General features: G+C 61.0%; 20 protein-coding genes and 2 tRNA genes. 11 read left to right on the top strand and 11 right to left on the bottom strand.

Annotation, left to right across the window (positions count from 1 at the left end; genetic code table 11):
* Nucleotides 1-305: signal recognition particle receptor subunit alpha (locus NCN06_RS12410; protein WP_250399007.1), on the bottom strand; the 305-nt coding region annotated here is incomplete at its 3' end.
* Between the two features lie 55 nt (nucleotides 306-360).
* Nucleotides 361-2,331, bottom strand: coding sequence for an ARC6/PARC6 family protein (locus tag NCN06_RS12415; protein WP_250399008.1), 1,971 nt, complete (start codon nucleotides 2,329-2,331; stop codon nucleotides 361-363).
* 101 nt (nucleotides 2,332-2,432) lie between these two features.
* On the opposite strand from NCN06_RS12415, the gene pdhA reads away from it, so the two are divergent.
* A complete protein-coding gene (gene pdhA, locus NCN06_RS12420; RefSeq protein WP_226397850.1) occupies nucleotides 2,433-3,518 on the top strand; it encodes a pyruvate dehydrogenase (acetyl-transferring) E1 component subunit alpha in 1,086 nt (361 codons plus the stop codon).
* A 45-nt stretch (nucleotides 3,519-3,563) separates the two neighbouring features.
* Here pdhA and NCN06_RS12425 read toward each other — a convergent pair whose 3' ends face one another.
* Together NCN06_RS12425 and NCN06_RS12430 are read right to left on the bottom strand one after the other, a co-directional pair.
* Nucleotides 3,564-4,505 carry an RpoD/SigA family RNA polymerase sigma factor gene (locus NCN06_RS12425; RefSeq protein WP_166016786.1) on the bottom strand — a complete coding sequence of 314 codons (942 nt, stop codon included), beginning with the start codon at nucleotides 4,503-4,505 and terminating at the stop codon, nucleotides 3,564-3,566.
* 174 nt (nucleotides 4,506-4,679) lie between these two features.
* A complete protein-coding gene (locus NCN06_RS12430; protein ID WP_226397851.1) occupies nucleotides 4,680-6,203 on the bottom strand; it encodes an NAD(P)H-hydrate dehydratase in 1,524 nt (507 codons plus the stop codon).
* Between the two features lie 51 nt (nucleotides 6,204-6,254).
* Here NCN06_RS12430 and mnmA point away from each other — a divergent pair, with 51 nt between their 5' ends.
* Nucleotides 6,255-7,406: a tRNA 2-thiouridine(34) synthase MnmA gene (mnmA, locus tag NCN06_RS12435; protein WP_226397852.1), complete on the top strand. Its 1,152-nt coding sequence runs from the start codon at nucleotides 6,255-6,257 to the stop codon at nucleotides 7,404-7,406.
* Here mnmA and lnt read toward each other — a convergent pair.
* On the bottom strand, nucleotides 7,358-8,773 hold the full coding sequence (gene lnt, locus NCN06_RS12440) for an apolipoprotein N-acyltransferase (protein WP_226397853.1): 1,416 nt from the start codon (nucleotides 8,771-8,773) through the stop codon (nucleotides 7,358-7,360). The genes mnmA and lnt overlap by 49 nt on opposite strands.
* Before the next feature lie 53 nt (nucleotides 8,774-8,826).
* On the opposite strand from lnt, the gene NCN06_RS12445 reads away from it, so the two are divergent.
* From NCN06_RS12445 to sodX, 4 genes are read left to right on the top strand one after another with little or no spacing between them, the layout of a single operon-like run.
* Nucleotides 8,827-9,156: a phasin family protein gene (locus tag NCN06_RS12445; RefSeq protein WP_115023741.1), complete on the top strand. Its 330-nt coding sequence runs from the start codon at nucleotides 8,827-8,829 to the stop codon at nucleotides 9,154-9,156.
* Nucleotides 9,157-9,207: 51 nt separating this feature from the next.
* Nucleotides 9,208-9,807 (top strand): FKBP-type peptidyl-prolyl cis-trans isomerase, encoded by a 600-nt coding sequence (locus tag NCN06_RS12450; protein WP_115023743.1) that lies wholly within the window; start codon nucleotides 9,208-9,210, stop codon nucleotides 9,805-9,807.
* Between the two features lie 42 nt (nucleotides 9,808-9,849).
* The gene (gene sodN, locus NCN06_RS12455) at nucleotides 9,850-10,323 is read left to right on the top strand and encodes a superoxide dismutase, Ni (protein WP_250399010.1); all 474 of its coding nucleotides are present in this window, start codon (nucleotides 9,850-9,852) and stop codon (nucleotides 10,321-10,323) included.
* Nucleotides 10,324-10,373: 50 nt separating this feature from the next.
* The gene (gene sodX / locus NCN06_RS12460; protein WP_226397854.1) at nucleotides 10,374-10,706 is read left to right on the top strand and encodes a nickel-type superoxide dismutase maturation protease; all 333 of its coding nucleotides are present in this window, start codon (nucleotides 10,374-10,376) and stop codon (nucleotides 10,704-10,706) included.
* On the opposite strand, the gene NCN06_RS12465 is transcribed toward sodX, so the two are convergent.
* The 6 genes from NCN06_RS12465 to NCN06_RS12490 all read right to left on the bottom strand — a co-directional run bounded on the left by NCN06_RS12465 (nucleotide 10,689) and on the right by NCN06_RS12490 (nucleotide 15,005).
* Nucleotides 10,689-11,357 carry a hydantoin utilization protein A gene (locus NCN06_RS12465; RefSeq protein ID WP_115023746.1) on the bottom strand — a complete coding sequence of 223 codons (669 nt, stop codon included), beginning with the start codon at nucleotides 11,355-11,357 and terminating at the stop codon, nucleotides 10,689-10,691. The genes sodX and NCN06_RS12465 overlap by 18 nt on opposite strands.
* Nucleotides 11,358-11,413: 56 nt before the next feature.
* Nucleotides 11,414-12,298, bottom strand: a complete 885-nt coding sequence (gene trpC / locus NCN06_RS12470; RefSeq protein ID WP_226397855.1) for an indole-3-glycerol phosphate synthase TrpC — start codon at nucleotides 12,296-12,298, stop codon at nucleotides 11,414-11,416.
* 40 nt (nucleotides 12,299-12,338) lie between these two features.
* Complete coding sequence (gene lpdA, locus NCN06_RS12475) at nucleotides 12,339-13,781, bottom strand: dihydrolipoyl dehydrogenase (protein WP_226397856.1); 1,443 nt, start codon at nucleotides 13,779-13,781, stop codon at nucleotides 12,339-12,341.
* Nucleotides 13,778-14,566, bottom strand: a complete 789-nt coding sequence (locus NCN06_RS12480; RefSeq protein ID WP_226397857.1) for a TrmH family RNA methyltransferase — start codon at nucleotides 14,564-14,566, stop codon at nucleotides 13,778-13,780. The genes lpdA and NCN06_RS12480 overlap by 4 nt, the downstream gene beginning before the upstream one ends.
* A 71-nt stretch (nucleotides 14,567-14,637) precedes the next feature.
* Complete coding sequence (locus NCN06_RS12485; RefSeq protein ID WP_115024300.1) at nucleotides 14,638-14,886, bottom strand: DUF8653 family protein; 249 nt, start codon at nucleotides 14,884-14,886, stop codon at nucleotides 14,638-14,640.
* 35 nt (nucleotides 14,887-14,921) lie between these two features.
* Nucleotides 14,922-15,005 (bottom strand) — tRNA-Leu (locus NCN06_RS12490).
* A 150-nt stretch (nucleotides 15,006-15,155) separates the two neighbouring features.
* Here NCN06_RS12490 and murA point away from each other — a divergent pair.
* From murA to NCN06_RS12515, 5 genes are all read left to right on the top strand, one after another.
* The gene (murA, locus tag NCN06_RS12495) at nucleotides 15,156-16,457 is read left to right on the top strand and encodes a UDP-N-acetylglucosamine 1-carboxyvinyltransferase (RefSeq protein ID WP_250399011.1); all 1,302 of its coding nucleotides are present in this window, start codon (nucleotides 15,156-15,158) and stop codon (nucleotides 16,455-16,457) included.
* Nucleotides 16,458-16,490: 33 nt separating this feature from the next.
* Nucleotides 16,491-16,573: transfer RNA gene (locus tag NCN06_RS12500), tRNA-Leu, on the top strand.
* A gap of 13 nt (nucleotides 16,574-16,586) precedes the next feature.
* Nucleotides 16,587-17,768, top strand: coding sequence for an aspartate aminotransferase family protein (locus tag NCN06_RS12505; protein ID WP_226397859.1), 1,182 nt, complete (start codon nucleotides 16,587-16,589; stop codon nucleotides 17,766-17,768).
* Nucleotides 17,769-18,983 (top strand): bifunctional folylpolyglutamate synthase/dihydrofolate synthase, encoded by a 1,215-nt coding sequence (locus NCN06_RS12510; protein ID WP_226397860.1) that lies wholly within the window; start codon nucleotides 17,769-17,771, stop codon nucleotides 18,981-18,983.
* Nucleotides 18,984-19,036: 53 nt separating this feature from the next.
* Nucleotides 19,037-19,245, top strand: a 209-nt coding sequence (locus NCN06_RS12515) for a pentapeptide repeat-containing protein (protein WP_250399012.1), incomplete at its 3' end; no start/stop codon positions are given.

The raw sequence follows: 19,245 nt of genomic DNA on the forward strand, positions 1-19,245 counted from the left end.
ACGGTGGGAGCCTCGGCCGCCTTGGCCAGAGGAGCGTTATCCCCCCCCATGACCTCCACCAGCTGCTCATGGACCACCTGGATGAACTTTTGATCCGGGTTGACCCCTCGCACCACTTCAGCGCCGACGGCTTTATCGCGGACCTCGGCGACGAAGTCCTTCACCACCGGCAGGCTCACATCCGCTTCAAGCAACGCCCGACGGACGTCCTTCAGCGCCCCATCGACGTTGCTCTCGCTGATCGTGTCCTGTCCCCGCAGCCCCTTGACCGCATCCTCAAAACGGGCTGAAAGCTCGTCGAACATCGGCGTAAAGCCCCTGGATCAATGAAGTGATCGTAAAAAGCGACGGTCCTGCTCCTCAGGATCCCGGCATGTAGTCATGCAAACGCCATTGGGTTCCGTCCCTGCCGAGCACATAGGTCACGCTAAAATCACTCGGCGCTGTCTCTTCGATGACAGCACCATCAGCACCCTGGAGACGATCGCTGTAGGCCACCTGGGCCCGCAGCTCAATTCTCAGAGGTTTTCTGTCCAACACCTCGATGCTGGTAATTGAGGCATCAATCGACTTAGACCGCCCTGCGGCCGCGTCAACGGCCCGTTCACGCTCCACGCGCTTCAACAGGGGGTCCCTCGCCACGACGGAGAGGTCCGCCGGCTGACCGGACAAAGCCAAAGCCTTGGCATCGAGCCATCCCTGCACCAAAGCCTGCAGCTCCGCTTCCGTCGGCGCATCGCTAACGAGCGGTTTGGAGGGAGCGGAGGGCCGAAGAGCCGGCTTCAGGCTCGCGACGGGCTCATCGGCCGTCTGCGCGGGAGAAGCGTCGATCCTTAGTTGCTCTTCAACCTCGTTCTCTTCAACCTCCGTGGTTTCCGAAACCGTTTCCGGTACCAGTGGCGCGTAATCCAAATTGCGTCTGACGAGGGCGAGGCCTCCAACGGCGATCCCGAGCAGCGCCAGAGCCGCAGCAGCAGGACGAACCCAGCGTTGCTGCAAGAACGGCAGCGGCACGGCCACGTCTTCGGACTCAGCATCCGGATCCGGTTCACCCAGGTCGAACGAGGAATCGAGTGATGCCGTCCCTGCTGTTGACCAGTCCAGGGGCATCTCTTCGGTAAGGGGCTGGCGCGAGGCCTTGCGATCGAGACGATCGACGTAACCCTGAACATCACGATCGGCAAACCAGGCATCTAGGTCAGCTACCGATGCGTCGACATCGCGATAACCGGGCAAGACATCGCGCTCAAGCCAGGCTCGGCAGTACTCACATTGGGCAGCGAGCCGGTCACCGGGATGATTCAGGAACCAGGCCTGCAGGTCTGCATCACGCAGAACAGCGAAGTGCCGCTCGGCATCCTTGACGTTGCCCAACAGCAGATCAAGACAGCCCATCAGCGGCATGGGGTCGAGGTCGGCATTGGCAAGCGTTTGTATCCGCTCGCGCGCCTGCTCGAGGAACTCGGGCTTACGCCGCGAGAAACCAGCGGCGGTCAGCGCCAGAACCGTGAGGAAACCAGCATCAGCAGCGCCTCCCTCAAACCAGCGACTGAACAGATCGATCTGCTCCTGAACCGTCAAAAAGCGGCGGATCTGGTGAAAAAACGATTCAAAATCGGCCTGAGTCAGGCTTCCTTGGTGATCGCCATCTACCTCGGCAGCCTCCAGACCACCACGGGCCACGACCAACTCATCCAGCAGGGTCAAGCCCCGTTGGTGTGAGTCCTGAACACCAAGATCACGGCTGAGCAGATCCAGAATCCGGAAGGGTGTGAGCGCCTGCAACGCGTCTTCCAGCAGGCGCTGCTGATCGGGCAGCTTGCCCATCCGCTGTTGCAGCTGGATGCCGTCGATCAGCAGTTGAGCAGCCGACTCATAGCGACGTTGGCCCTGCTCCTCCAGCGCAGCATCGCGACAGGCCAGGGCAGCCAGGAGAGTCAGATCCGCTTCACGGCCGCTGCCAAGGGCTGGTGCCTGAGGAGGCTGGAGCCCCTGCCGTGCCAGTTGAAAAGCCTCAACAGCTCCGTGGGCCTCCCAGAGCAGAATCAGACCGGCCACCTCGCTGCTGGTCGGGAGATCCAACCCCACCGTTCCGTTCGGATGGGATTCACTGAGGCGTAGCAAGGCAGCTTCGTAGTCAGCCCTGTCGGAGGGGTCGGTCAGCAGGTCGGCGGATCGACGCAGGAGGTCGGCCCGCTGGAGCAGCGCTTCGTGGGTGAATCCCTGGTCCGGCGGACTGTCGCAACGGGTTTGCAACCGGCGCAGAATCGCTTCTGGCTCTGCCGATGGACTGACGCCCAGGAGTCGGAAATGATCAATGGGCAGATCCAACAGCAACGCTGCGAGGAGACGCGGATCTTAGTCAGTGTCTGGGGTTTTGCCCATCGCTCATCGGCTGGCCCTTAAAGTTGACTTCAAATCATTAGGTGGACATGGGTCAGGACCTCGCTGTCGATTCCGCTCCGATTGGCACTGCGACTGCTGGTCCCCACGCCGAACGGCTCTCAAAACTGGTCACAGCACAACGGGCCAGCGTGGACCGGGACACGGGCCTTGACCTCTACAGGGACATGACCCTGGGCAGGCGCTTCGAGGACAAATGCGCCGAGATGTACTACCGCGGCAAGATGTTCGGCTTTGTTCATCTGTACAACGGTCAGGAAGCTGTCAGCACCGGTGTGATCGGTGCCATGAAGCGTCAGCACGACTGGTTCTGCAGCACATACCGCGATCACGTCCATGCCTTGAGCGCCGGCGTACCCGCCCGCGAGGTCATGAGTGAACTCTTCGGCAAAGAGACCGGTTGCAGCAAAGGTCGCGGCGGTTCGATGCACCTTTTTTCCAAGGAGCATCACCTGCTTGGTGGTTTTGCCTTCATCGCTGAAGGGATCCCCGTGGCGCTCGGGTCGGCCTTCACCAGCCGGTACAAACGCGATGCCCTCGGCGATGCCTCCAGCAATGCAGTGACTGCTGCGTTCTTCGGTGATGGAACCTGCAACAACGGTCAGTTTTTCGAGTGCATGAACATGGCGCAGCTGTGGAAGCTGCCGATCATTTTCGTGGTCGAAAACAACAAGTGGGCCATCGGGATGTCCCACGACCGGGCCACCAGTGATCCAGAGATCTGGCGCAAGGCCAGCTCCTTCGGGATGGCCGGTGAGGAAGTGGATGGAATGGACGTTCTGGCGGTGCGGGCAGCAGCCCTACGGGCCGTAGAACGGGCCAGGGCCGGCGAAGGTCCGACCCTGTTGGAATGCCTGACCTATCGCTTCCGTGGGCACTCCCTCGCTGATCCTGACGAACTGCGCGCGGAGGAGGAAAAGCAGTTCTGGGCCAAGCGTGATCCCCTCAAAGCTCTGGAACGGGATCTGACAGACGCAGGCCTGGTGAATAGCGATGAACTACGCGCGATCGAGAAGGACATCGACGGAATCGTTCAGGACTGTGTTGACTTCGCCCTCTCAGCACCAGAGCCCGACCCATCGGAACTCACGCGCTACATCTGGGCTGAAGACTGATTCAGCTGAACTGGTTCAGTTTTAAGAAGCCGGCTCCGAGCCGGCTCAGATTCCGCTCGGAAGTCGACGGGTGAGATTGCGCAGCTTCCGCAAGGCCTTGAGTTCAACTTGGCGGACACGCTCCCTGGACACTTCCATGAGACGTCCGATTTCAGCGAGGGTGTGACGTTCGTTGCCCTCAAGCCCGAAGCGCATGCGCAGAACATGCTGCTCCTGCTCACTCAAGTGACTAAGCCAGCGGCCCAGTTGTTCGTGGTGAATACGTTGCTCAACGATGTCGAGCGGCTCATCGAGGGATGAATCAGCAATCAGATCACCGAGGAAGCTGCGGCCCTCCTCGCCGTTGACTGGAGCATCCAGGCTGCTGGTGGTGAGGGCCTGGCGGAGCAGCGAATCGAGCTCATCCAAGGGAATATCCATGGCTTCAGCGATCTCCACGCGGCTGGGCATGGCGCCGAGCTTGTGGGCGAGATCAAGGCTGACCTTACGGATCGTGGTGAGCCGCTCACTCAGGTGAACCGGCAGTCGAATCGTGCGCGACTGACAAGCAATGGCTCGGGTCATGCTCTGGCGGATCCACCAGAAGGCATAAGTGGAAAATTTGTAACCCCGGGTTGGATCGAATTTTTCAACAGCACGCTCCAGCCCGAGGGAGCCCTCCTGAATCAGATCGAGCAATTCAAGACCCTTGCCCTGATATTTCTTGGCAACACTGACAACCAAACGAAGGTTGGCCTTCATCATCCGCTCTTTGGCGCGCCGACCGATCCTTAGGAGACGACGCTGCGGCGTCGTGAGTTCTCCATCCGCAAACTCGCGGGAGCCGTCTTCGGTGAGGGCCATCATGGCTTGCACCTGATTGCCCAGCTCGATTTCCTCAGCTGGTGTGAGAAGAGGGATTCTGCCAATGGTGGCGAGGTACCAACTGACAGGGTCGCTGCTGCGCCGACGTTGAGTCTCCAGCGGCTTGGATGCGGTGGACACCATGGGTGCTGCGGAAGTGTGATGACTTTCCTACGAACAGAAAGAATGTCGATGTGTTTTCAGCAACCCTTCAGATTCAGAACAGCAAATCGAAACATTTCAGATTTGCGAAAGATTTAAAACCAGCAAAAGCTCTGTGGACACAAGCAAGCCGAATGAACAAAAAGAGTCATTTGTTCAGACTTTGTTGAACATCGTTGTTTGCTTTTTCTGACACCGCGCTGCAAGGATTTTCAAACAATCCGCAATCGCCGAAGCATCACTTGATTGAGCACGACGTGCCGCCAAACCATGCAAAGCCGTGCTGGCAACAAAGCTTTCAAGCCCTGGCTGCTGCTGTGCCGCGACGACCTGAGCACCCCAACCAGTCACAAAACCGGCCAGCAGGTCGCCGAGTCCAGTGCGAGCAACCCGAGGAGACGTGCCTGTCAGCACCACCGCCGCACCCGATGAATCCGCCAGTACCGAATGCGCACCCTTCAGCAAAATGCAACAACGGCTGCAGCGTGCTGCTGCGATCACCCTCTCCAGCGCGTCACCCTCGCCACAATCAGGAAACAAACGCGCGAACTCAGCAGCGTGGGGTGTCAGCCAGGTTGGACCCTGACGCTGTAACAGCCAGCGCCACCCCTCCGGACTGGACGCCAGGGCATTGATCCCATCTGCATCGAGCACCAGCAAACCAGCGACGGTGCGCAGTTGCTCCGACCACTGGTTCCACCACCGAGACGGGTTGCCAAGGCCGGGACCGACCAACACCGCATCCAGCCGGTCTGGAATCACCCCCTCCTCCAGTTGCATCACCTCCGGCAACACCTGCCACAAATTCGATTGAAGACAGGGCGGCACAACGGCCTGAATGCAGCCGCAGCCACTGGCCATGGCCCCCCGCAGCGCGAGATGTGCTGCGCCGGGGTAGCGATCACTGCCCGCCACCACCAGACAGCGCCCCCGTTCGTACTTCATCGCTGTGGGCGGAAGCGCTGGTAACGGGGCCCGACAGGCCTCTCCAACCGGCAGACGGCGCGGCAAGACCGCAGCGGCGTTGCCCATCACCGCAGGTGGCAACCCCAGATCAATCCGCACCAACGCCCCAACCCAAGGACGGGCTGGGTCCAGACACAACCCGCGCTTCAACCAGCCAACGCTGAGGGTGACCGAAGCACAGACCGCCTGCTCCCCAAACACAGTTCCATGGTCCGAACAAAGACCTGACGGCACATCCAGGCTGATCAGCGCACCAGGCTGCAACTGCTGTCGGCACCGAAACAGATCTGCCAAGCAGTCCGGCAGCGCCCTGCTCTGACCAAGCCCGAAGATCGCGTCCAGCCACAGCGCTGCGTCGGCTGGATCCGGGTCTTGACGCAGGCGCCGAAGACCGAGCCACTCCCCATGGCGCAGATGATCTGCGGTGAGTTGCTTGCGAATGGCAAGGGGACACCACAGCGAAACCTCAATGCCAGCCAGATGCAACTCCCTCGCCACCACCAGGCCATCGCCACCGTTGTGGCCCGGCCCGACCAAAACCAACACGCCATTCCGCAGCAGATCCCGGCGCTTCAGCAGCCAAGAAGCCATCGCAAGCCCCACCTTCTCCATCAATGCGGCGACGGGCATTCCGCTGTCGAACAGGCTCTGTTCCAGACCCCGCATGGACGAGGCATCCACGAGCAGATGATCGGAATCAGCGGGAGGCCACACCACTCGCAGGTTGCCGGGACCTCACTATGGAGAGAACTCCCTGCGCCGCCCATGGCCATCGGATCCACCACAACCCGCGCTGGTGAGGCCGCTCTTGAGCGTCTTAGGCAATGGCCTGGAGAGCATCGCGTGGCCGTTGGTCTCTCCGGCGGTGTCGACAGTTCCCTTACAGCGGCGCTGCTGGTGGAAGCGGGTTGGCAGGTGGAAGGCCTGACCCTTTGGCTGATGAGCGGGAAAGGAGCCTGTTGCGCTGAAGGACTGGTGGATGCGGCCGGCATCTGTGAACAGCTGGGCATTCCCCACCACGTGGTGGACACGCGGGAGACGTTCCAACAGGAGATCGTCCAACGGCTGGTGGACGGCTACCGCGATGGGATCACGCCACTGCCCTGCTCCCAATGCAATCGGTCGGTGAAATTTGGACCGATGCTCAATTGGGCCCTCCAAGAGCGGAACCTGCCCCGCATCGCCACCGGCCACTACGCCCGGATCCGTCATGGGGGCGATCAACAGCGTCATCAGTTGCTGCGGGGCCTCGACGGTCGCAAGGACCAGAGCTATTTCCTCTACGACCTTCCCCAGGAGGTCTTGGGACGCATCGTTTTTCCCTTGGGAGAACTAACGAAGCCCGACACGCGGCTCGAAGCTGCCCGACACGGTCTGCGTACTGCAGAGAAACCAGAAAGCCAGGATCTCTGCCTGGCGGACCACCACGGATCCATGCGGGCGTTCCTGGATGCCTATCTGCCACCCCGCCAAGGGGAGATCGTGCTGGGCGATGGAACCGTTGTGGGCGAGCACGACGGCATCGAACACTTCACCATTGGTCAGCGCAAGGGGCTGGGTGTGGCCTGGCGAGAGCCGCTTCACGTCATCCGCCTTGACGCTGCGATGAATCGGGTGGTCGTCGCTCCTCGCGCCGAAGCGGGCCGAGACAGCTGCGTGGTGGGCGCGGTGAACTGGGTCTCAATCGACCCCATCCAGGCCCCACAAAACATTGAGGTTCAGGTGCGTTATCGCAGTGCACCGGTGCGTGCAGAGCTGGTCCCCCTGGAGGCCACCGAGGCAGATCAGCAACGGGAGCGGCCTCACCGCTGCCGTTTGACCTTTGAAGAGGAGCAGTTCTCCATCACCCCAGGACAAGCTGCGGTCTTCTACGACGGTGAAGTCGTGCTCGGTGGAGGGCTGATCCAACGGGAGTAAGCCGTGGCGCGCTTACGAACCTGAATGACGGTCTGCGCCACGCCGGGGGCCTCAGGTGGAAGCAACCATTCCACCCTTCCATCAGCCGAAATCAGCGCACTCGGACCCGTGTTGCCAACGCTGAGCAAATCGCGTCCGCTCTCGATCGCCCTTAACTGAGCCAGAGCCAGGAACTGCTTCTGCAACTGACGGGGATAAGGGTCGAGGTTGGCAATCGCGAGGAGCCAGGTCGCGCCATTTGCAGCGGCGCGTGCCAGTGCCAGGCCATCAGCAATCTCATAACAAATGGCCACAGCAGCCGGGGGCTCAACCACGGCCATCGTGCGGGGAGCCGGGCCAGGGGCCAAACCACCCACCGCAGACAATCCCGCCGTCAGGCCGGCAGGCAGCGGGGGCATCCATTCCCCGATCGGCACCAAACGATGCTTATCAGCCAGGGGAACGGGAAACCGGTCCGGCGGCTCGTACAGCAACAGAGAACTGCGTTGCTGACCTCGCACCCAACGAAATCCACCACTGATCAGGGGAATGTCTGGAGCCTCCGGCGGCACCAGAAAATTCGCAGGCAGAGCCCCTTCCGGAGCCACTACAGCGACAACGTCGTTCTTCTCCAGCTGACGCATCGCATCCACCAGCCGCGTGGGCAACGCCTGTTGACGCTCCAGATTGAATTTTTCTCGTGTCGGAACAGCGGGCTGCCAGACCCCCATTGCGACGGACCCGACCGACGGCGGCGTCGCCCACAACAGCAGGCTCCCCAACCCATGGGCCAGCAGCACGCTGGCCAATCCGATCAGACCCCAGCGTCGCCAAGCCGCGGGCTGCTCGAACAGCGCCAGCAGGCAACAGCCCCACCACAACTGCAGCAACGTCAACCCTCCGGAGCCGAACCAGCGGGCCACCCCCGCCAAGGGGCGGTCCCAGGGCAGGGTGGTGCCGCCGACGCCGATCCAGAACAGCGGTGACCCCGACAGCACCAGCTCAGCCAGGGCCCAGAACCCAGCCAGCAGCAGCATCCGCACAGGACGCGGCCAGCGGCGAGGCAGCCGCCGCGCCAGAACAGACCACCCGGCGACGAGCAGAGCGGCAAGGATGCCGCAGGCCAGCCAGAGGGACAGCGCCACAGGCAGGCTGAGCGCGGTGGGGACTCCCATCCAGGTGAGCGGATGCAGGGCCAGCAACCAGCCGTGGCTGATCAAAACGGCAAGCAGAGCCCAAAAAGCCGACCAACGGGGGCGCTCAACCACGGACCAGAGCAGCGCCAGAGCAGGAACCATCAGCAGTGGCCCGCCCAGGGATGGAGCCACTCCAGCCAGAACGCCCCCGAGCAGAGCGCGCCATCCGGGATGCAGTTGGTGATTGCCCATGGTCAGCAGTCCCGGCCGGGGGCATCCTGGATCGGACCCGCCCGCCTGTCGCTATGGATCCCGCGAATCCTCTTCAGCAGTTGCTGCTGCGCGGCCTGGGGACGACCACCCTCGTCGCTGAACGTCTACGAGGCGTCACCCAGAACTGGGTCAGCAGTGGCCGGCTTGATCCGAATGAAGCCTCCGCCCTGGTGGATGACGTGCTCAAGGCACTCCGCGGTGAAACGCCCGAACTGGAGCAGCAGATGGGGCGCAACCTGGAAAGAAATCGCGACAACCTGCTCCAAGATTTTGGCGTTCCCAGTCAGAAGGAAGTGGATGAACTGCGAGGACGCATTGATCGGCTTGAGCAGCAGCTGCGGCAGATGAACCGGCCTGAGTGAACACCGGCGATGCGGACCAGAGGCCAGAATTAGAGCAACAGAAGCCTTTCCGTGCGCGACATCATCATCAGCACAACGGTCTGCGTGGCCTGCCTTCTCCTGGCCTTGGTCAGCCAGATCGTGGCCCCCTCCACTGTGGACGCCGCCCCCGTACAGCCAGCTGCCGTGCGGTCCGAGGCTTCGAAACCACAACGGGCCTTGAGCTTCGAACTCGACCCCGACGACCCCAATCCGACCCTGTTTGCCATGGCCAACGATTCCGCTCGCGCCGATGCTTCGGCCCTCGGCGGCCCGCTCGATGCCCCTGACACCACCATCACAGCCAGTGGTCTGAAAATCACTGAGCTGGAGGTGGGCACAGGTGAGGAGGCAAGTGCAGGCCAGACGGTGGTGGTGCACTACCGCGGCACCCTGGAGGACGGACAGCAGTTCGATGCCAGCTACGACCGGGGCACCCCCTTCAGCTTCCCCCTTGGTGCTGGCCGGGTGATCAAAGGATGGGATGAAGGTGTCGCCGGAATGAAAGTGGGCGGCAAACGCAAGCTGGTGATCCCCTCCGACCTGGCCTATGGCACCCGGGGCGCCGGTGGGGTGATTCCTCCCAATGCAACCTTGATTTTCGAGGTGGAACTGCTCGACGTGAAGAAGTGAGCGGAAGCTAGGCTCAACCCAAGCCAATTCCGCTCTGAACCGATGCTGCGCACGGCCCTTTCCGCCATTGCATATGCCCTTCCTGCCCCTGTGGCAGAAGCCCATTGCGACGGTCCTTGTGGTGTTTACGACCCGGCTTCCGCTCGTGTGGCAGCCGAAGCAGTGCTGTCCATGACCAAGAAGCTGAAGGGCCTTGAGGCCCCCGCCGCGGGTGACGCGGCTGCTTTGGCCGCCTACAACAACACCTTCGGTCGCTTCGTCGCCATTAAGGAAGAGGAAGCACAGAAGACCAAGAAAGAGTTGTTGATCCTCTGGACCGACTACTTCAAGCCCGACCACCTGGCCACCTTCCCTGATCTGCACGACACCTTCTGGAAAGCAGCCAAGCTCTGCAGCGCCTGCAAGGTGAACATCGATCAGGCCAAGGCAGAGGAGCTGATGGCCGCCGTTGAAAAAATCCACGGCATGTTCTGGCAGTCCAAGGGTCGTTCCGACGCCTGGGTCACCGCATCCTGAGTTCGAACAGGTCCAATGCCCCTATCGCAGCAGCAGGCCTTCGGGATCTGTTGCTGCTTTTTTGTGGCCGTCGGCTGCTGCTACGCATCGAAGGGCGATCGATGCAGCCCACCCTTGAACCGGGAGACCGTGTTCTGGTTAGGCGTCTGAACTCGAGCTCGACCCTGCGTTTGGGATCCGTGCTCGTGACATGGCATCCTCAGCGATCGGACATTCGTCTGATCAAACGCCTCAACAGAATTGAACCCAACGGGTTGTGGTTGCTGGGAGATCACCAAGCCGAAAGCACCGATAGCCGCCAACTCGGGACGGTGGCGACAAGCTTGCTGATCGGGGAGGTGGTGGCTCGTCTCACCACCAGAGGGTCAGAACAAGACCGGTGAGGTCTTCTGAAGCCAGATCGCCCCAGTGATGATCGAAAGAGCTCCGGTGCCACCAACAAGGAAAGGCATCAGCCGGGCACCACTGCGCAGGGTGAGGAAGGACACCACCGAAACCACGGCCACCATGGCGCCGATGGATCCAAGCAGATAAGCCACCAAATAGCCCACAGCAGCGTGAGGCGGCAGAGCCAGGGCAGGAATCACCGCCAGCAGGTGACTGGCACCCGCCAATCCATGCAGCAAGCCCAGCCCTGAGGATGCATGGACGTGACGGCGGTGGTTGCTGGCACCGCGCACATGCAGGTGGAGATGACGATGCTCATGGGAACCGTCATGAAGATGATCATGGGTGTGCAGTTCAAGACCGAACGCGGTGCGGACCGCCAGAGCACCCACCACCAGCAGGGCCACACCCACAAGGAATTCCGCCCAAGACGACATGGCCTCCACATGGGCCAGGTCTTTGAGGCCAATGGCGATCAGGGCCAGAACCACGACTCCGGCGGAGTGACCGGCCCCCCAGGCCATGGCATGCCGAAAGGCCGACAGAGGCTTGTTCAGGGAGAAGGGCGCCATCGCCACCAGGTGATCTGCACCACCCACAACGTGCACGGCCCCGGCGGCAATGCCGGTCAAAAGGCTAATCAGCACAAAGAACCGCCTGAATGTCTCAATTCTGCATCAGCAGGAAGAAGCCATCGGCGTTATCAAGCCTGGATCAGTTGCACCAGACCCGCCTCAATATCCGGCTGCCGCATGAGAGCTTCCCCCACAAGCACCGCACCTGCACCGGCGGACTGAACCCGATCGAGATCAGAACGGCTGAACAGACCCGACTCACTCACAAGCAGCGCCTCCTCTTGCTTCAACCGGTCATCGAATTCGTTGAGCAGCCGCTCAGTCGTACCGAGATCCGTCTCAAAGCTGGTGAGATCGCGATTGTTGATTCCGATCAAGGGGAACCCACCAATGTTGAGCACCCGGTCCAGTTCAGTGGCGTCGTGGACTTCCACCAGCACCGTGAGGTCCAGAGCCGCTGCGGCCTTGTTCAGATAGCGAAGATCCTGGTCCGACAGGATGGCAGCGATCAGCAGCACCGCATCAGCCCCCGCGGCCCTGGCCTGAAACAGCTGATACGGACTGAGCACAAACTCCTTGCAGAGCAGAGGAAGGTCGACGGCCCGGCGAACCTCCACCAAAACATCGAAGCCCCCCTGAAAAAAGGTCTTGTCGGTGAGCACCGAGAGACAACTCGCGCCGCCGGCGGCATAGGCCTTGGCAATCGCGACCGGATCAAAATCCTCGCGAATCACTCCTTTGCTGGGACTCGCTTTTTTGACCTCAGCAATCACCGCCGGTTTCTTGGCGGCAGCCTGAAGAGCTCCAAGAAAATCCTTCGTAGGAGGCAGCTTGGCAATCTGCTGCTTCAGCTTGTCCAGGGGGACCTTGTCGCGGGCCGCATCAATCTCACGGTCTTTTTCCCAGACAATTTTCTCGAGGATGTGACGCGGCTCCTCTTCATCGTGAGGCACCGCATATTCGAGATGAGCAACCCTCACCTTGGGATTGGGGGGACGACGGCGGAACTCCATGGATCAGGGCAAAGCTTGAACGAGAAACGGGTGCGTGGGATCAGGCGGCCAACTGGGCGGCAGCCTGTTTGTAAGCAACTTCCACCACCTCACTAAGGGTGGGGTGTGTGTGCACTTCAGTGGCGAGCTGACGAACGCTCTGACGCCGGGCGACAGCATTGGCCACCTCCTGGATCAGATCAGCGGCATGAAGCCCATAGATGTGGGCCCCCAGCACTTCACCGCTGGTCTTGTTGAACAGCAGCTTCATCAGGCCGTCACTATCCAGTTCAGCCAGAGCTTTGGAATTGGCTTTGAAATAGCTGCGAACGGACCCGAGCTGGAACCCATCCTTCTCGGCCAGGGCTTTGGCATCCGCTTCGGTCAGACCCACAGAGCTGATCTCAGGATGAGTGAAGGTGGCTGCCGGAATGCTGCGGTAGTCGATCTCGCGCGCGTGGCCAAGGATGTTGTCCACCGCCACGGTGCCTTGTGCAGCAGCGGTGTGCGCCAGCATCAGCTTGCCGGTCACATCACCCACGGCCCAGAGATTGGGCAGCGGCTCACCGTTGACCAGCACCCGCATGGCGTCGTCAATCGGAACAAAGCCCCGGTTCGTCTCCACATTGAGAGACTCCAAGTTGAGGCCCTTGCTGCTGGGAACGCGCCCCGTGGCCACCAGTACGGCATCCACCTCAAGGGTCTCCACCAGTTCACGGCTGTTGAAATCAGCCAGTTCGATCTTCACGGGGCAACCCGGGGTGACCTTGCGGGCCAGGACTCCGGAGCGGGCATCGATATCGCGTCCGTCGATCAGATGACGGCCTGCGATCTTGGCGATGTCTGGATCAAAGGTGGGCATCACCTTGTCCATCGCCTCAATCATCGACACTTCACAACCGAGTGCGGTGTACACATCAGCGAATTCAAGGCCGATGTAACCGCTGCCGATGATGGCAATCCAACGGGGTAACCACTCCAGATTGATGGCCTCGTCACTGGTAAAGACCGTGCGCCCATCGGTTTCGATTCCAGGCGGCACAAAGGGGTCCGATCCTGTGGCGATGATGACGTCCTTAGCGGTCAGAACCCTGTCGACGCCGCTGGGTTCCCGCAGCCCGACTCTCTGGCTGCCCTCGAGACGGCCATGGCCCCTGAGGATTGTCACCCCAGCCCGTTCCAGGGTCTTGGTGAGATTGGTCCGGATGGTTTGAACGAGCTGATTGGCGTGGTCAGCGATCTTTTGCCGCTCGAAACGCACAGGAGCGGCATGAATTCCAAAGCTCGACAAGTGCTTGTCGTCCGCCAGCTCCCGCACCTTTCCGCTGGCGGCAAGCAACGCCTTGGAGGGAACGCAGCCCCTGTTCACACAGGTGCCTCCCATGTCGCGGGATTCAACAATCGCCGTCTTCAGGCCATGGTCGGCGGCATGTTTGGCGGCATCGAAGCCGCCATAGCCGGCACCGATAACAATGACGTCGAAGTCGAAGCTGGCGTCGCTCACCCGAACTGCTGCGATGTGGCGGTCATTGTCGCTCTTCGCCGCTCCAGGAGGAGAGGAACCGCGGCAGACGCCACATTCAAGGATTCAACGCGTGAGCTGTGGGGAAGCGTGACGGCATGGGTACAGCAGGCCTGCAGATCCGGATGCAGGCCTGCACCCTCGGTTCCCAGCACCAGCGCCGTCGGCCGTCTCCAGTCGAGATCCCAGTAGGGAGATGGGGGATCACCTTTCGTCGGATCCGGTACCAGGGTGGCTACCACCTGCAATCCCGACGCCACCAGCTGCTGGAGTTGCTGCTGAAGCAGCTGGATCGCCATCTCTTCGCTGGGGCCAAAGCGTTGATGCGGCAGTTGAAGCAGAGCACCAGCAGACGCCCGCAGAACTTTCGTCCCCAGGGGGTCAACACCACCGCCCATCCAGACCGCGTTCACATCAGCGGCAAGCGCCGTCCTCAACAACGTGCCCAAGTTGCCCGGATCCTGAATGCGATCCAGAACCAGGACGAAGTCCAACACCGACGGAACGGTGGGCAAAGCCTTCAGTGGGCTCAGACAGGCGACGCCATCGGGTGTGACCGTTGTTAGCGCTGCCCGCAACACCTCATCGGTGACAATCCGCCATCGCGCCTGGGAACAACGTTCGGCGAGTTCCGGATGACGCTCCAGCCAGACCTCCGTTGCGATGATTTCCTCCGGCGCCTTCCCTCGCGCCAGAAGCTCTTGCAAGAGATGGGTGCCCTCCAGGAGCAACAGCCCTTCGGCCTCACGCCCAACACGGGTAGCCAAGCTTCTAAGACGCTTGACCAAGGGATTGCGTCGGCTGCTGATCAGGGGGGAGGAGGATTCCAGAGAACGAATCAGAACTCTGCGTGTTTACGCACGTTCAAGCCTTTGTGAACGCTGAGATTTTCGCCTTCGAGCTCAAGCCCATTAATGGCTGCGATTTCGCCCTTAATCCCTTCCGCCGCAAGATTTTCAATCAGCTTTTTAATGACCTGATCTTCCACAGTCGTGTGGTCGATGGAGTCGGGGGTTAGAAGCTCAATGAACTTTCCAACCTTGGAAGCAACCACCTCCGAGGCGTTGGAGATCTTGAGAACGATCATTGTTGCCGGGAGAAGCTTGACTTCCGACAAACTAGTGCGGATGGGGAGACTTGAACTCCCACGATGTTGCCACCACTAGTACCTGAAACTAGCGCGTCTACCAATTCCGCCACATCCGCTGGCGTGTCGAGATTCGACCGGATGAACATAGGGCATCACCGATCCCTAGATCCAACACCCTGGAAGCAAACTGTCCAGTTTGAACGCCGGCCGTCTAGACGGTCTCAGAGAGTATTGGCAAAATCCTCTCATCGGGGATCAGGCAATTGATGATGGCTGTTGCAGAAGCGTCTCAGGAGAGTCTCAAGCAACGCCTGAACGTCAGTGGCGGCCACGACCTGAACGGCACGCTTCGCGTCAGCGGGGCGAAGAACTCCGCGCTGGTGCTGATGACGGCCAGCCTCCTGAGTCAAGAGACCATTGAACTCACCAATATTCCTGCCCTGACAGACATCGATGGCATGAGTGCCATCCTTGAATCGCTGGGAGTGCAGGTTGATCGAGCCTCTGACCGCATTCGCCTTACCGCCTCCGAACTGAGTGGTTCAGCTCCGCCCTACGAACTGGTCAACAGCCTGCGCGCCAGTTTCTTCAGCATCGGACCTCTGCTGGGACGGCTGGGACATGCGCGGGTTCCCCTTCCAGGGGGATGCCGCATCGGAGCACGTCCTGTCGTCGAACACATCCGCGGCCTGAAAGCCCTCGGCGCCATCGTCAATGTGGAGCATGGGATCGTCACGGCGTCCGTTCCGGGCAGTAAAAAACGCCTGTCAGGGGCTCAGATCGTTCTCGACTGTCCCAGCGTCGGAGCCACGGAAACCATCTTGATGGCCGCCGTTTTGGCGGAAGGGGTCTCAACAATTGAAAACGCCGCCCAGGAGCCTGAAGTGCAGGACCTGGCCAACCTGCTCAACACAATGGGAGCTCGCGTCACCGGAGCTGGTGGCCCGGTGATCACCATTGAAGGGGTGGAACAGCTCCGAGGGTGCAGCAACTATCCGGTCATACCCGACAGGATCGAAGCTGGAACTTTCCTGATAGCTGCAGCGATCACTCGCTCACAACTGGTGGTAGAGCCCGTTGTTCCGGAGCATCTCAGCGCTGTGATCCAGAAGCTCCGGGACTGCGGCTGCTCCATCGATATCACCGGGAGGTCCGTCACGATCACACCAGGTGAGATCACCGCTGTGGACATCACCACCCAACCTTTCCCAGGGTTCCCAACCGATCTTCAGGCACCGTTCATGGCCCTGATGTGCACGGCCAAAGGAACAAGTGTGATCAGCGAAAAGATCTACGAAAACCGTCTGCAGCATGTGGCCGAACTTCAGCGCATGGGAGCGTCCATACGTCTCAAGGGCAGCACTGCCATCGTTGAGGGGGTGGCCCAGCTCAGCGGGGCCCCCGTCACCGGCACAGACCTTCGTGCAGCCGCTGCCATGGTGCTGGCAGGCCTTTCAGCCAAAGGCATCACCGAGGTGTCTGGCCTGAAACACCTCGACCGGGGTTACGACGACCTCGAAAGCAAGCTCAGCGCTGTGGGTGCTGAGGTGAAGCGCAACATCCCCTGAAGCGGGGCCCTTCAATCAATACAATCCCTGTGCGGGAGCCTGGCGGAATTGGTAGACGCAGCTGACTCAAAATCAGCCGGCCACTGGTCTTGGGGGTTCAAGTCCCCCGGCTCCCATCCATCCGCTGTGATGAACACCTACGGCCGTTTTCCTCTGGCTTTGGCCAAAGGGAAGGGTTGTTGGGTCAAAGACACGCAAGGTCGGAGATACCTCGATGCGGTCGCTGGCATCGCGACCTGCACGCTGGGCCACAGCGACAGGGCAATGCATCGCGCTCTGCGCAGACAGCTGGGACGACTCCAGCACGTATCAAATCTCTATCAGATTCCTGAACAGGAGCAGCTGGCGAGGTGGCTGGTGAACCACAGCTGCGCCGACAGCGTGTTCTTCTGCAATTCCGGCGCCGAAGCCAATGAAGCCGCCATCAAGCTGGCTCGTAAACATGGCCATCAACGTCGAGGCATTGAACAGCCCGTGATCCTCACGGCGGCAGCCAGCTTCCATGGCCGCACCCTCGCTGCTGTTACAGCCACTGGTCAACCCAAATACCACAAGGGTTTTGAACCCATGGTGACCGGGTTTGATTACTTCCCCTACAACGATCTCTCGGCCCTAGAAGCCCTGATCAACCGCTATGAACAAGCCGGCCCCTCCATCGCGGCTGTGCTGGTGGAACCCCTCCAAGGGGAAGGTGGCGTCAATCCCGGAGACCGCGCGTTCTTCTCACGCTTGCGCGAGATCTGCACACAACGGAACATCCTGCTGATTCTCGACGAGGTGCAGGTGGGCATGGGACGAAGCGGCCGCTTGTGGGGCTACGAACAACTGGGCATTACCCCTGACGCCTTCACCCTGGCCAAGGGGCTGGGGGGTGGCCATGCCATCGGCGCCCTGCTGGTGAACGCATCAGCTGACGTGTTCGAACCCGGAGACCACGCCAGCACTTTTGGCGGCAATCCCTTCGCGTGCCGGGCCGGGTTGACGGTGGCGACCGAGATCGAACGGCGGGGGCTACTCAACAACGTCACAGCCCGCGGTGAACAGCTGCGCGACGGACTCCAAGAACTGGTGAAATGTTTCCCAGAGCACCTGGAAACAGTGCGGGGTTGGGGCCTACTGCAAGGCATCGTGATCCGTGAAAGCAGCAGCTGGAAGGCGCCTCAGCTGGCTCAAGCCGCCATTGATCAAGGCCTTCTGCTGGTAGCGGCCGGGCCCTCCGTGCTGCGCATGGTTCCCCCCCTGACCATCAACCAGCGCGAGATCCGCGAACTGCTGCGCCGTCTGGCGGCGACCCTCTCCAGCCTCAGCTGAGTGGATGAGCTCTCTGATCTGATCCCACGCTTCGACCTGCGTGGCATGGATCTGCAGTTGGATCGCATGCATGCGGCCCTCCACGACCTTGACCATCCATGTCAGGCGGTTCCCGCGATTCAGGTGCTTGGCACCAACGGGAAGGGGTCCATCGTCAGCTTTCTGGAATCAGCCCTCTGTGCCGCAGGACTCCGCTGCGGGGTCACCACCTCCCCGCACCTGGTGAGCTGGTGCGAACGGATTCGGATCCAGGGAGAGCCGATTGCCGTTGAAACGCTGCGATCCCAGTTGCAGGCTCTCCAACCCCTCAACGAACGGCATCGGCTGACCCCCTTTGAACTGCTCGTGACCGCAGCATTTTTGGAATTTCAACGGCACGCCTGTGAACTCCTGGTGCTGGAAGTAGGCCTGGGGGGACGGCTTGACGCCACAACAGCGCATCCCCACCGGCCCGTGATTGCCGTCGCCAGCATTGGACTGGATCACTGCGAACACCTGGGCAACAACCTCACCGCCATCGCGATGGAGAAGGCGGCGGCGATCCCCCCGTACGCCACCGTGATCAGCGGGGCACAAGATCCCGCCGTGCAGACCGTCCTGGACGAAACGTGCCGAAAGCAGCAGGCCAACCTGACGTGGGTGCAGCCCCTGGAATCATCCTGGGAGCTGGGCCTGGCAGGAGAAATCCAGAGAAGCAACGCCGCTGTAGCCCTTGGAGCTTTAAAGGCCTTGTCGAGCTTGGGCTGGACCCTGCCTGAGGCAGTGATCCGTGAGGGGTTCGCGACAGCCCGCTGGCCCGGTCGTCTGGAGACCGTGCGTTGGAGGGAACACCGGCTTCGCCTTGACGGAGCTCACAATCCACCCGCCGCGGTGCAGCTGGCCGAGGAACGCGTTCATTGGACCAGCGCATCCATAGGTGTGGTCTGGATCCTGGCCATTCAGGCCCACAAGGATGCTGCCGCCATGCTCCAGGCCTTGCTACAGCCCCAGGACCAAGCCTGGATCATTCCAGTACCGGGCCACAAAAGCTGGTGCCGAGCGGCCCTCCTCAAGGAACTCCCAGACCGCGGCAACCAGTTGCAAGAGGCCGACAGCCTTGAAACTGTGCTGAACCAACTCAACAGCGATGGATGGCCAACGCCGATGCCAATTGTTGCCGGATCGCTGTATCTGATCGGGGACCTGTTCGCTCGCGGCGTTGTAACGGCAGAGTGAACGCAGCTTGCGCGTGGACTGTGCTGCGAATTTCCTGGCTGCTGAGCCTTCTCATGCCCCTCCTGTTGATGGGAACTCCGGCCCAAGCCCTGGACACCTCCGCCGGGGTGGGGTTGCAGGACAGGGCCTTGTTCCAGGAAAAGGTGGATTACACGCTCACCAACCAAAGCAACGGAGATTTCCAGGGACAGAACCTGGCCAACACATCCTTTGCAGGAGCCGTTGGCCGCGGCGCGAATTTCCAAGGCGCCAACCTCCATGG

The organism is Synechococcus sp. MU1648, from assembly GCF_023630615.1.
In the GTDB taxonomy this organism is placed as follows: Bacteria; Cyanobacteriota; Cyanobacteriia; order PCC-6307; family Cyanobiaceae; genus Parasynechococcus.